Source organism: Bradyrhizobium sp. UFLA05-125 (assembly GCF_059803515.1).
Genome location: NZ_JBANBJ010000067.1, coordinates 1 through 11129, shown reverse-complemented (window position 1 = coordinate 11129; position 11129 = coordinate 1). Strand labels below are relative to the sequence as shown.

General features: G+C 61.4%; 15 protein-coding genes. 8 read left to right on the top strand and 7 right to left on the bottom strand.

Going from position 1 to position 11129, the window contains the following annotated elements:
- Nucleotides 1-33 precede the first annotated feature (33 nt).
- Nucleotides 34-1248 (bottom strand): FecR family protein, encoded by a 1215-nt coding sequence (locus SO156_RS35955; RefSeq protein WP_498538089.1) that lies wholly within the window; start codon nucleotides 1246-1248, stop codon nucleotides 34-36.
- Nucleotides 1249-1379: 131 nt separating this feature from the next.
- On the opposite strand from SO156_RS35955, the gene SO156_RS35950 reads away from it, so the two are divergent.
- The 5 genes from SO156_RS35950 to SO156_RS35930 all read left to right on the top strand — a co-directional run bounded on the left by SO156_RS35950 (nucleotide 1380) and on the right by SO156_RS35930 (nucleotide 5039).
- Nucleotides 1380-3176, top strand: a complete 1797-nt coding sequence (locus tag SO156_RS35950; RefSeq protein WP_498538088.1) for a ShlB/FhaC/HecB family hemolysin secretion/activation protein — start codon at nucleotides 1380-1382, stop codon at nucleotides 3174-3176.
- A 121-nt stretch (nucleotides 3177-3297) separates the two neighbouring features.
- On the top strand, nucleotides 3298-4128 hold the full coding sequence (locus SO156_RS35945) for an alpha/beta fold hydrolase (protein ID WP_458148835.1): 831 nt from the start codon (nucleotides 3298-3300) through the stop codon (nucleotides 4126-4128).
- A 63-nt stretch (nucleotides 4129-4191) separates the two neighbouring features.
- Nucleotides 4192-4614 carry a DUF4870 family protein gene (locus tag SO156_RS35940; RefSeq protein WP_498538087.1) on the top strand — a complete coding sequence of 141 codons (423 nt, stop codon included), beginning with the start codon at nucleotides 4192-4194 and terminating at the stop codon, nucleotides 4612-4614.
- Nucleotides 4615-4725: 111 nt separating this feature from the next.
- Entirely contained in the window at nucleotides 4726-4872 is a 147-nt protein-coding gene (locus tag SO156_RS35935; RefSeq protein ID WP_498538086.1) for a hypothetical protein, read from the top strand.
- 35 nt (nucleotides 4873-4907) lie between these two features.
- Nucleotides 4908-5039, top strand: coding sequence for a hypothetical protein (locus SO156_RS35930; protein ID WP_458148837.1), 132 nt, complete (start codon nucleotides 4908-4910; stop codon nucleotides 5037-5039).
- A gap of 257 nt (nucleotides 5040-5296) precedes the next feature.
- On the opposite strand, the gene SO156_RS35925 is transcribed toward SO156_RS35930, so the two are convergent.
- The 3 genes from SO156_RS35925 to SO156_RS35915 form a co-directional block, all read right to left on the bottom strand.
- Complete coding sequence (locus tag SO156_RS35925) at nucleotides 5297-5638, bottom strand: phasin (protein ID WP_458148838.1); 342 nt, start codon at nucleotides 5636-5638, stop codon at nucleotides 5297-5299.
- A 127-nt stretch (nucleotides 5639-5765) separates the two neighbouring features.
- A complete protein-coding gene (locus tag SO156_RS35920) occupies nucleotides 5766-5948 on the bottom strand; it encodes a hypothetical protein (RefSeq protein ID WP_027528419.1) in 183 nt (60 codons plus the stop codon).
- A 481-nt stretch (nucleotides 5949-6429) separates the two neighbouring features.
- Nucleotides 6430-6894, bottom strand: coding sequence for a hypothetical protein (locus SO156_RS35915; protein ID WP_458148839.1), 465 nt, complete (start codon nucleotides 6892-6894; stop codon nucleotides 6430-6432).
- A 203-nt stretch (nucleotides 6895-7097) separates the two neighbouring features.
- Here SO156_RS35915 and SO156_RS35910 point away from each other — a divergent pair, with 203 nt between their 5' ends.
- Nucleotides 7098-7454, top strand: coding sequence for a hypothetical protein (locus tag SO156_RS35910; RefSeq protein WP_498538085.1), 357 nt, complete (start codon nucleotides 7098-7100; stop codon nucleotides 7452-7454).
- Nucleotides 7455-7708: 254 nt separating this feature from the next.
- Here SO156_RS35910 and SO156_RS35905 read toward each other — a convergent pair whose 3' ends face one another.
- Together SO156_RS35905 and SO156_RS35900 are read right to left on the bottom strand one after the other, a co-directional pair.
- The gene (locus SO156_RS35905; protein WP_498538084.1) at nucleotides 7709-8290 is read right to left on the bottom strand and encodes a hypothetical protein; all 582 of its coding nucleotides are present in this window, start codon (nucleotides 8288-8290) and stop codon (nucleotides 7709-7711) included.
- 59 nt (nucleotides 8291-8349) lie between these two features.
- A complete protein-coding gene (locus SO156_RS35900) occupies nucleotides 8350-8865 on the bottom strand; it encodes a GcrA family cell cycle regulator (RefSeq protein WP_498538083.1) in 516 nt (171 codons plus the stop codon).
- 172 nt (nucleotides 8866-9037) lie between these two features.
- Here SO156_RS35900 and SO156_RS35895 point away from each other — a divergent pair, with 172 nt between their 5' ends.
- The gene (locus tag SO156_RS35895) at nucleotides 9038-9649 is read left to right on the top strand and encodes a S24 family peptidase (RefSeq protein WP_458148843.1); all 612 of its coding nucleotides are present in this window, start codon (nucleotides 9038-9040) and stop codon (nucleotides 9647-9649) included.
- Between the two features lie 117 nt (nucleotides 9650-9766).
- Entirely contained in the window at nucleotides 9767-10042 is a 276-nt protein-coding gene (locus SO156_RS35890; protein WP_254104509.1) for a hypothetical protein, read from the top strand.
- Nucleotides 10043-10082: 40 nt separating this feature from the next.
- Here SO156_RS35890 and SO156_RS35885 read toward each other — a convergent pair whose 3' ends face one another.
- Entirely contained in the window at nucleotides 10083-11057 is a 975-nt protein-coding gene (locus SO156_RS35885) for a quinone oxidoreductase family protein (protein ID WP_498538082.1), read from the bottom strand.
- Nucleotides 11058-11129 lie beyond the last annotated feature (72 nt).

Sequence of the window (11129 nt, the reverse complement as noted above, 5' to 3'; positions counted from 1 at the left end):
GGATGCGCCCCCTTGATCCCCTACGGAATGGCCTCAGTTCTTGTGGTGGCCGTAGGCGTTGCCGTTACTGCCGTTGCCCCCGCCATTCCCGTTGCCGTTGCCGTTGTTGCCTTTACCGTTGCCGGTCGAGCCACTATTGCCGTCTTCGGAATTGCTCTTTTTGTTACCGCCGGAGCTGCTGCTCGAGCTATCGCTCGACGACCCGGCCGTTGTCGCAGCCGTCGTCGTGGTCGTGCTCGAGGTGCTCGTGCTGCTGCTCGTCGTACTACTGGTGCTCGTCGTCACCGCCGTCTGGCTGGCGCTGTTGGAGGCCGACGTCGCGTTCGTCTTGCTGTCGCTCCAGACGGTATCGGTGCTGGAGCCTGACGCACTTCTGACGGCGGCGGCGGCAGTAACCGGTCCGCGTGCGAGCCCGTGCGTCACCTTGTTGAAATTCAGCTTCACCTCGCCAAGCGGACTGGAGATGCGGACCACGCTCGGCTTGACATGAGACCCGCCCGCCGCCTGCTGGGGCTTGGAAGCCGCTCCGGCGACCTTGCCGTTCTCTATGTGCGCGAGAGCGTGGAAGGTGTGGCCGTTCGCAGCATTGCGCGGTGCCGGCAGGCCCGATTTCGGCACCGGCACTCGCTCGATGGTCGACGCGCGCGGCTTGCCCTGCTCGATCGAATTGAAGGTACCGGAGCCGCTCAGGTTGAGGCCAGGCTTGCCATGCTCGAAGGCCGTCGCGGCCTGGCCGGGCATCACCTGAGCGATCTGACCAGTGCGGAAATCGGAGACCTCGACCTGCCCACGGACGACGCCGACCTTGGTGCTGTCGGCGTTCACCGTGACGCTGAACTGCGTGCCCTTGACCACGGCGGCGAGATAGGGCGTCTCGACTTCGAAATGCTTGACGTTGCGCTTTTCGACTTCGAGCAGGATAGAACCCGCCTGCTGCACGATGGTGGTCGAAAGCCCGTCCTTCTGCTCCGTCGGCAGACCGACGACCGAATTCGGTGAGATCAGGATGGTCTCTTCGCCACGCACCACAAGCACGCGACCGTTGCGCCCGGTCCGGATGGTATCACCAGGCTTCAGCGTCTCTTCCTGCTTGAGCGAGACCTGCTGTGCTCCGTCCGTCGCGATCCAAACGTCGCCCGACGCCTTGCTGACCGACCAGACACCGCCATCCGCTGCAAACGCGTTGGAAGCAAATCCCAGTACCAACGCGGCCAACAGGGCGCGCCGCATTCCATCTCTGCCGAGCATGATGAGTCCTCAGTCCGCGAACAGCGGACCTGAGATTTATCGGAGATGTCTCAAGATTGGATTAGCCGGAGTCGCGCCAAGTTCCATCGCACCGTTAACCAATCGTTGACCATAAAAAACTATGAAAAATCATGTGCCTAACGACCTCTTACCGAGCCCGTGGAGCGACTCAGTTGAACTACGGAGAGCGGTCTCGATGGAGCCGCTCGTGGAGACATTTTGCTACCGTAATGGGCCTGCTTGTGCCTATTCTTGCGGCAATTCCGCAAGGTCTCGCGCAGCAAGCGAACCAGCCGGGCTTCGATCCGCGACAGACCGAAAAATATTTCGACACACAATCGGATCAGAACTCCCGCAGTCGCTCCCCCGTAAGACTACCGAGTTTCGGCCGCCCCGACGTCGGCGCGAATGCCCGACCGCAATTCGTGCTTCGCGACGTCAGCATCATTGGTGCGGACAGCATTCCGCGTGATCGCCTCACCAGCACCTGGCAACCGTATCTTGGAAAGCAGGTCTCGCAGGCGGACCTCGCGGCGATCGCCGGCGCCATCAGCGATCTCTATCGCTCCGCCGGTTTCCATCTGAGCCGGGCCATCATCCCGCCGCAAGACATCCAGGATGGACGCGTCCGGATACAGGTGATCGAAGGCTCCATCGTCGAGGCCGACTTGAAAGGCGATGGCGCCGAGCAATTCGGCATCCGTCCGATGCTGGATCCGGCCCTCGCCGAGCATCCCTCGCGCCTCGCCACGCTCGAACGCCAGCTTTATCTGATCAACGGATGGCCGGGCGTGCGGATCGCCGATACTGCGCTCGAGGAAATCGGCACCGCGAGCGGCCGCTTCCGCCTCACCGTCTTCCTGAAGACTTGGCACATCTTCACCTCGTTCGGCCTGGACAATCTTGGATCATCGTCGGTCGGACCGTGGCAGACCTATGCGACCGGCGCCTTCAACTCTTACCTCACGCCCGGCGACACGCTGGCGGTCAACCTGTCGACGATTGCAAACGATCCGCGTCAGCTTGGCTTCGGACGATTGTCCTATGACGCGCCGGTTGGTGTCGACGGCGTGCGGCTCGGCGCCTCGATCCTGTACAGCGCGGTACGGCCGGGCGATGCCCGTCGCCTCGACAGCGACATCACGACGACGGAAGCCTTCGAGTTACGGGCAAGCATCGTGCCGCTTCAGTCGCAAGCATCTTCGCTCACGCTCACCTCGGCCTTCACCTTCAGCAACGTATCGGAACACGATATGTTCGGGCCATCGTACCTTGATCATATCAGAACCGCGAGCCTGACCTCGGATTACCGGCTGCAGGACCGCTTCGGCGGCACCAACTATCTGACGTTGACCTATCGCCAGGGGCTCGACATTTTCGGCGCCTCGCACTGGACCGACGACCTTCTGTCGCGCGACGGCGCCTCGGCGAACTTCTCGGTGTTGAATGCCTGGTTCACGCGCTACCAGACTCTCACCGACGCATGGTCGATCAAGCTTTCAGGCGCGAGCCAGACCGCATCCCGGCCTCTGTTCACGTCGCAACAATTCTATCTCGGCGGCATCGCCTTCGGCCGTGGCTATGGCGCCGCCGAAATCAGCGGCGACAACGGGCTTGCCGGATCGTTCGAGATTCGCTTCGACCAGACGGTCAATTTCCGCTACTGGACCGGCTACCAGATCTACGGCTTTGCCGATGCCGGCGTGGTGTGGAACGACGGCTATCGGCTGAGCGACGGGTTGTCGCTGACATCCGCCGGCGCCGGCATACGCCTGTTCCTGTCGGACGATTTGCGGGCTGATCTCGCCGTCGCTGTTCCGCTCAGCTACCGCGCGCCCGACAATGAACGGCGAAATGCGCGGTTCCTGTTCACGCTATCGAACGCCTTCAGGCTCTGCCCGGAACGGGGAAAGGCCAATTGCCTCTAATTCCCCTCCTTCGTTTGCATACGATCAAGCTTGCCTAAATTTAATCCCGCCTAGCCCTCACAATCGCTCGATCCGCTGGTTCCCCATCACTACCTCTGTGAAAAGTGATCGGGGTGAAACGATGAAGAGGGCTTTCGCGATTCTGGCGTTCCTTTGCGTACTTGCTGCGGGCGAATTTTTCGCCGTGAGCAAGTTCGCGATCCGCCACGAGACGCTCAATCTGTTTGACGCCGCACGCCAGCGGCCGGTCTCGGTCGACATCGCCGTGCGCCGAGATTACGAGACCAAGGCCAATCTCGGCCTCTGGAAGCTTCCGCTTGCAGTCATCAGCAACGGCAACACGGTCAAGGCCACAGAGTACTCGTTCCTGGCCAACGTACTCGCCGCGCGCGGATATCTCGTGGCCAGCATCCAGCAGGATCTGCCGACCGATCCGCCCCTGATGACCAAGGTCGGTCAGCCCTATGTCGGTCGAAAGGGTGTTTACATGCGCTGCGAGGCCAACATCCTGTTCGTCCTGAACGAGTTGAAGAAGCAGCAGGAGAACGCGGAATACGATCACATCACGCTCGTCGGCCATTCCAACGGCGGCGACGTTTCCATGTATGTCGCCCATCAGCATCCCGAGCTGGTGTCGAAGGTGATCACGCTCGACAATCTGCGGGTGCCCTTCGTGCTCAGCGATCACCTCAAGATCCTGTCATTCCGCTCGAAGGACCCGAGGTTCGTCACCGATCCCGGCGTCCTGCCGACGCCCGAGCAGGCGAAGCGGCGCGGCATCGACATCATTAATACCGGTGCCCAGCACACCGAGCTGAGCGACCGGGGACCGGATTCGGTGAAGGAGAAGATCCAGGCCACGCTGGATCAGTTCCTGCGCAGCAGCTCCAGCAGCGAGCTTGCGCCGACCGATACGACGAGCCCGCTGATCATGAACCCCGGCGACTACTAGGTTCACTGGCACGCCTGAGGTCCGCTTTTCCTCCAACAACCAACGGTTTGTTGAACCGGGAACATGGCTGGAGCGACCTATTGGGCGTTCGCAGAGCTCGATCCCATGGCAACGGAGGCGGCCATCACACTCCCTTATGAAAACCAGCGCCCCGTCGTCTCCGACGACAACCTCGCCGTCGTTGTCTACGTGCTTTACGGCGTGGGCTATTTTACCGGGATTTCGGCGCTGATCGGCGTCATCATCGCGCATACGAAGGTCGACGGTGCGGACCCCGTGCCGCGCTCGCACTACCGGTTTCAGATCAGGACCTTCTGGATCGGACTGGCGTACCTCGCGGTCGGCATTCCGCTGTGCATGGTGCTGATCGGCTTTCCGATTTTTGCTTGGTGGTTCATCTGGTCAATGGTCCGCATCGTCAAGGGCGGCCTGTTGCTGAACGAGCACAAACCGATTGCTAATCCTACGTCCTGGCTGTTCGGCTAGTCCCGCCATCGGGTACCGCGGGACACGCCTGCCAAACGGGTTTGCGACAGATCAAGGCGGCCCGGCGCCGAATGCGCGACAAGGCAAACCTCGAGCGTCGGGGAAGCCCAGATGTCGCACTACACACAAAGTCTAATGCTGCCCGCTGCGGCTGCGCCGACCTTCCTTCGCCGCCTCTACCGCTTCGCCCGCGGCCTGGTCCGGTCGATCATCGCCCGCATAGATCTCTCGCAATTCCCCGGATCGTGCTGCGGTTGAGCGCGGACACCGGACAAATGGTTCGAGGACGCCTCATGCGAGCGCTCGTCAAACGGCGCTCAACTCTGATCGTCGCGGCCGGCCTGTCCGGATCGCCGGCTTACGCCGCCGACCCGATCACGGCGCTGATCTTGCAAAGCGCAGGTGCGCTGGCTGTCATGTCGTGACGAGCGAACAGAAACAGGCGAGCGCCGAGGTCAGCGCCTTTTGCGGCCATCGCGCGCAGGCCCGACATCACGCCGGAGAAGCTGGGCCCCTCAAATGCAAATCCCTGCCGGTTGAGCCGACAGGGATCAGCAGAAAGGATGACGGACGGCGGATGATATGCTCATCCGGTGGCCCATCATGGACCTGCCATACGATTGAATTCCGCGCGACGCTTTCACGCAAGATCAATTTGTGAGCACGCCGCACCGCCCGCGGTTCAGGACTTGCCTTTGCCGGGCTGCATCAGGTTGCCGGTGATCTGTCGCATATGTTCACCGGCATTGGTAAATTGACTTCTCAGGAATTCGGACTGGATGCGCATCGCTTCCTGGAGATCGGTTGCGTGAACGAGCTTGCGCGCGTGCTCGAACGCCGCCTTCATGTTTTGTTCAGTGAAAGCAAGCGCCTGCTTGGAAACGTCTGTGCTGGTTCCAGGCACCGATGACATCGACTTGGTGGCAGCATCGAAAAACAGGCCGAAGGCTTTTTCCGCCTGATCGATGGTCTTCTCGGCCAGATCGCGCAATTCGGCCGGAACTTCGAGCTTCGGTTCGATCATGTCGCCGTCCTCCCCTTGTCCCTGACGGATTTATCACACTTATCGGATCGCATTCCAGCGGCTCCGCTGGGCGTCAGGGATCCCTGGGGCGGTCAGTTAAGGTTGGGACTTCGGTGGGCGATACCCCTTACGAAAGTGGATGTTCAGGAATTTCTTCGGTGGTGAGGTCTTCGACCAGCTTGATGACCTCGAAGCGCTGCCGCGGCGCGAGCTTGAGAAATGCGCGCAGCAATCGCAGGCTCTCGACTGTTTGACTCGCAGGCGCCCCCAGCTTCAGGTGCAGTTCAGTCGCGAAATTGAGGTTTTTCATCTCGCACCTATGAAAGGAACAACCTTCGTAAGAGGGCAAACGTCATTCGAGAACCGGACGTCGGACATGGACGGCTCTCGGCCTGGCGACCGCGGGCGAACCGCCAAACCGCATGCCCGCAACGGGTCGGGTGAACCCGATGAGGTTGCAATTATGACAAGGAACAACCCTCCCGGCAAGCCAAACTGCTGGGGGAGGATTGCTTCGTCGTCATCGCACCTCGGCAATTCCGGAGGACGGATCCGGTCCACCCCCGCCCGCGACAGGACTCAGCAGGTCATAGTCAGCAGGTCATAGCTGCACGTTGGCTTGATCTACGTCAATGCGACAACGCGGCTATTTTGTTTCCCAACATGAACGGGGAACGGGGGCCCCGAAGGATGGCGCACCCGGTTCGAAGGCTGAGAACGTCCTCGGCCTCTCGAGACGCCCGCCTTTGGCGAGCGCCTCGAAGGATGGCCGCACAGCAGAACCGATCGGATTACTGCTTCTTCAGCGTGTAGACGTAATCGTTGAGGCCCGCTTCGATAGTCGTATCATCCACGAAGTGGAAATCGATCTCGCAGCCTGTTTCAAGCGTCTTGATCTTGTCGCCGGTGAAGCCGAGCGAGGCGGCGAGCGCCTTCGGATCGGTCTTCTTGCTGGAGTGCTGCATCTCGTCGAAAGCGCCCTGGAAGATCATATCGGCGGCGTAGTCGGTTAGCTTGTATTGCGGCTTGGCGCAGGCAAAGGGGCGCGGGCCGGAGATTTCCTTGGCTTTGACGAGAACCATCTTGCCCATCAGCCGTGCCTGTTCGGCGCTGTCGGGCTTGTGTTGCGCATCCGCCCAAGGCGCCACCACCGCGCTCGTGAATTTCCAGGTTCCGACGTAGGAAGGATCGGCCGCGTGAACGGCGCCGGCCGCAGCCAGGGAAGCGAGGAAGCAAACGACGCCGGCAAATTTCATCGGAAGGTCCCCCCTTAAGTCTCGTGCTTGGACGCGGCGCGCCCCGTCGCGGTTCACCATCTTAAGATATTTTTCAAAGGCATGAACCGTCATTCGCAAGCGAGCGACCAAGAGCCCAGTGCGATACGGCCACGCAGATCACGGGCGCCATGGCTGACTTCTGGACTAACGATTCGGGCGCGCATCCAGCAAAGGAAGACGGAATGCTTTCTCGCAGTGATCTCATCAAGGGCGCGGCGGTTGCGCTTTTCACTCTCGCATCACACGGCGCATGGGCGCAGGAGGCCAAGATGAACCTGTTCAAGATCGTTACCGTCAAGGATGAAATCATCATCGGACTGAACGCCGAAGAGCTGCAGGCGCTCGGCGGCACCGACGCCAGCGCGGTCGCCCATGCGCTGGCGCAGAAGGGCGATCTCACCGTGTGGCAATACAACGTCCACCGCGGCCAGAACGGCGAATTGCAGCAAGCGCCGACCGCCAAGATCGGATTGCTGGCCAACGCCTCGCTCCGCGTCGAACCCTACACGACACCGTACCAGATCGTGCCGCATCCGTGAGATGCATGATCACGCTCGAACAATAACCCAGAGCGCGATGACGATTCATCCAAATCCCGTCGCGCTCTTGGGCATGTCGACAAAAAACGGCGCCGGACTGTCCCTGCCCCCTCCTCAAGCGAGAAAGCGCACATGATCCGGAGCCGAAGGACCGCATTAGCGCAAAGTGTGACACGGTTATCCCCCGCGACAAACGCGGAACTCGTTTGCGCGGAGATCATGCTCGAACAATAACCTAACGCGCGATGACGATCTCATCGCGCCTTAGCGCTTGGCGGGCTCGACTCGCCGCCGTCGGTCGCAAAGCCGTAGACCTGCGCCAATCGGTCCAGGCATTCCTGCAACCTCTTGGAGAAATAGTCGTTCCAGCGCTGGCTGCGCACGGTGCGGCGTTCGCCGACCTGCTCCATCGTCAATCCGAGCACCAGGACGTCGTGAACGAGCGCCGCGCCGTCCGTGCCGAGTTCGCGCTCGACCCGGTTCAGCCGCAGCACCGCCTGGCGCTGGCCCTCGGTAACCGGCTCCCGGCCGAGGGTGCCGTCGACATATTCCCGGCTGGGATCGACCGCCTGCGGACCCCGCTCCGCCTTCTCCCAGTCGTTCTGAAACGCACGGCCGCCGCGGTACTGTGCTTCGTCGATCTGGTGATGGGCATGGAGCCGGCCCAATGGATCGTTGCGGACCGAGCGCAACGCGATGATTTTTTCGCCGGGATCAAGGCCTAAGGGATTGTCGACCTCGACTTCCGCCACCTCGGCGTGGAGCGCCAAGTCGCGTGACCTGCGGTCGTAGATCCCTCCCAGGCGAAAGGTTTTGCTGCGTTTTGCACGTGCCACTTGGATACTCCTTGACACAAAAGGCCGGAAATCGGATTCCCAGCACGGGGCGGCCAGGTTCAGGCGGCCGCGACGAGCCGCAGGATGACCGGGCCGGTCGTTCGCGCCGTGTCGGGCCCGGAGGTCAGATGAAAATGGGGCGTGCAATAGCTGGTGCCCGGGCGCCGGGGATGACCGCAGAAGGCGATCGCCTCCCCATCCTTGTCCCCGCCATACGGATAGCGGCAGTCGCCGGGTTCGAGCGCGAGCAGCGAGACCAGCCGCGGCCGGATACCGACGCAGCGCAGCTTGATCGGCTCGGCCGGGACGAAAGGCGGTTTGGACGCCTCGCCCTTCCCCGCAGGGTTTGGCCAGCGCTGCAGTCCATTCGGCAGATGCGGCGCGATCGGTGGAGCAGGCATCTGCTTGGGCGCGGCGAGACCCATCCGCTTGGCCCGCCCGATCACCGCGTTTCGGCTGTAATTCATTCCAAATCTTACGTTAATCTCCTTGCCGATCTCCGCAAAAGACATTCCCTTGAGAAAATAGTCGCGCAGCGCGTCGGAGTGCTCCGACGCCCAGATGCCCGGTTCCATACTGTCTTGCCCTGTGATCCGCCTCACCTGGTCCGAACGACGTTCCTGAGGCGAAGCACACATTCCGATATTCCGAATAATAAGTCAAGCTAGACTTCTGATATTCGTAATAGATAATTCCGAATTTCGGGTTAAGGTAGTTACGAAAGCTGGACAAACGAGGGGAATCACCATGCTGGACGCGACGATGATCGAACGAGGCCTGAAGCGGTCAGGCAAGAGCAAGGGCGGGCTGGCCCAGGCCATGGGCGTCCGACCGGGCGCGGTTTCCGAAATCCTCGGCGGTGAGCGCCTTGTCAAGGCGTCGGAGATCCTGCCGATTATGGAATACCTTGAGCTCAATCTCTCGCCGATCATGGGCCGTGTCGGCGCCGGCGCCGTCATCGAGCCGGAATATGAGCAGGTCCCGCCGGAAGGACTTGGCGACATCGTACTGCCCTTCCCGATCATGGAGGAGACCGTCGCCTTCGAGGTCATGGGCGATTCCATGCTGCCCAAGTACGAGAACGGCGACGTGATCGTGGTCTATAAGGAGCAACGTTTCCCGCTGTCGAGCTTCTATGGCGAGGAGGCGGTAGTCCGGCTGAAGACGGGGGAGCGTTATCTGAAGACCATCGAACGAGGCAAGTCTCCCTCGCTCGTCAATCTCGCCAGCTTCAACGCCAAGCCGATCGTCGGCGTGAAGTTGGAGTGGGTCGGCGAGATATGCCTCACCATGCCCAAGGGCCAGCTCGAGCGGCTGCGTGCCAAGTCGGCCCGCGCTCGCAAAGGCAAGGGCAAGTAACGCGCGATCTGCTCGAGATTACAGAGCCTCGATTTCCGATTTTTGGAAGACGGGGCTTGACTATATTCCTATTTTCAGAAATACTGCAGCTCGCCTCGAGGCGGGCAAGGAATCTTGATGCAGTATTTCGTCGTGATGATCGATTATGGTCGCCGCGGACGCGAAGCAGTCGTCGACCCCGAAGTAACCCGGCGCGAGGTCGTCTCGCGCGTCGCCTCCGGTGAGTACGGAAACATCTGCTTCATCCACGAAATCAGCGGGTCCGCGGTCGAGGACGTGACCGAGGACATCCTCACCCAGGCCGCCCTGCCGGAGATTGCGCCTGGAGAGGTCGACCTCCAGGCGGCCCGCTTCGATCACGCCCGCGACCTTCGCAAGCACGAACGATCGTAACGCAGGCCGCGAGCGGCCTGCATCACGATCCGATCTGGCATTACACCAGAAGCACGGTCGATCCCGTGGTCTTGCGCGCCGCAAGATCGGCATGCGCCTTCGCCGCGTCCTTCAGCGGATAGGTCTGGTGGACCTCGATCTTGACCGCGCCGGACTTCACGACGTCAAACAGCTCACCTGCCATCGCCACCAGGTTCTCGCGCTTCGCCGCATAAGTGAAAAGTGTCGGGCGGGTGACGTAGAGCGAGCCCTTCTGCGCCAGCAGGCCGAGATTGAGCGGCTCGACCGCGCCGGAGGATTGGCCGAACAGTGCGACAACACCGAGCGGCGCCAGGCAGTCCAGTGACTTCAGGAAAGTATCCTTGCCGACGGAATCATAGACGACCGGCACCTTCTTGCCGCCGGTGATCTCGTCGACGCGCTTCACGAAATCCTCGCGGGTATAGATGATGACGTGGTCGCAGCCGTGATCTTTTGCGAGCTTGGCCTTCTCGTCGTTGCTCACCGTGCCGATCACTGTCGCGCCGAGATGCTTCGCCCATTGGCTCAGAATCAGGCCGACGCCGCCCGCTGCCGCATGCAGCAGTATGGTGTCGCCCGCCTTCACACGATAGGTCTGCCGGATCAGATACTGCGTCGTGAGCCCCTTCAGCATCATCGCCGCCGCGGTTTTGTCGTCGACGCCGTCCGGAAGTTTCAACAACCGGTCAGCCGGGATCAGCCGCGCCTCGGAATAGGCGCCGAGCGGCGAGGCGCCGTAGGCAACGCGATCACCCGGCTTCAAATCGGTCACGCCCGGTCCGACCTCCTCGACCACGCCGGCCGCCTCGCTGCCGAGCCCGCTCGGCAATTGCGCGGGATAGAGACCCGAGCGGTTATATATGTCGACGAAATTGAGACCGACCGCAGTGTGACGGATGCGCGCCTCACCCGGACCGGGCTTGCCGACCTCGACTTGCTCCCAAACCAGGACTTCCGGACCTCCGGTCCTGTGAAAACGAATGGCATGCGTCATGGGTGTTTGCTCCCTTATTGTTGGAGTGTTCGCCGAAGAAGCGGATTGGGCTCTGAAATAGGCATTTAGTCC

What these genes read in the sequence shown, in the direction of transcription:
- SO156_RS35955 (WP_498538089.1), bottom strand. Translation starts at nt 1,248, where the DNA reads ATGCTCGGCAGAGATGGAATGCGGCGCGCCCTGTTGGCCGCGTTGGTA.
- SO156_RS35950 (WP_498538088.1), top strand. Translation starts at nt 1,380, where the DNA reads ATGTGCCTAACGACCTCTTACCGAGCCCGTGGAGCGACTCAGTTGAAC.
- SO156_RS35945 (WP_458148835.1), top strand. Translation starts at nt 3,298, where the DNA reads ATGAAGAGGGCTTTCGCGATTCTGGCGTTCCTTTGCGTACTTGCTGCG.
- SO156_RS35940 (WP_498538087.1), top strand. Translation starts at nt 4,192, where the DNA reads ATGGCTGGAGCGACCTATTGGGCGTTCGCAGAGCTCGATCCCATGGCA.
- SO156_RS35935 (WP_498538086.1), top strand. Translation starts at nt 4,726, where the DNA reads ATGTCGCACTACACACAAAGTCTAATGCTGCCCGCTGCGGCTGCGCCG.
- SO156_RS35930 (WP_458148837.1), top strand. Translation starts at nt 4,908, where the DNA reads ATGCGAGCGCTCGTCAAACGGCGCTCAACTCTGATCGTCGCGGCCGGC.
- SO156_RS35925 (WP_458148838.1), bottom strand. Translation starts at nt 5,638, where the DNA reads ATGATCGAACCGAAGCTCGAAGTTCCGGCCGAATTGCGCGATCTGGCC.
- SO156_RS35920 (WP_027528419.1), bottom strand. Translation starts at nt 5,948, where the DNA reads ATGAAAAACCTCAATTTCGCGACTGAACTGCACCTGAAGCTGGGGGCG.
- SO156_RS35915 (WP_458148839.1), bottom strand. Translation starts at nt 6,894, where the DNA reads ATGAAATTTGCCGGCGTCGTTTGCTTCCTCGCTTCCCTGGCTGCGGCC.
- SO156_RS35910 (WP_498538085.1), top strand. Translation starts at nt 7,098, where the DNA reads ATGCTTTCTCGCAGTGATCTCATCAAGGGCGCGGCGGTTGCGCTTTTC.
- SO156_RS35900 (WP_498538083.1), bottom strand. Translation starts at nt 8,865, where the DNA reads ATGGAACCGGGCATCTGGGCGTCGGAGCACTCCGACGCGCTGCGCGAC.
- SO156_RS35895 (WP_458148843.1), top strand. Translation starts at nt 9,038, where the DNA reads ATGCTGGACGCGACGATGATCGAACGAGGCCTGAAGCGGTCAGGCAAG.
- SO156_RS35890 (WP_254104509.1), top strand. Translation starts at nt 9,767, where the DNA reads ATGCAGTATTTCGTCGTGATGATCGATTATGGTCGCCGCGGACGCGAA.
- SO156_RS35885 (WP_498538082.1), bottom strand. Translation starts at nt 11,057, where the DNA reads ATGACGCATGCCATTCGTTTTCACAGGACCGGAGGTCCGGAAGTCCTG.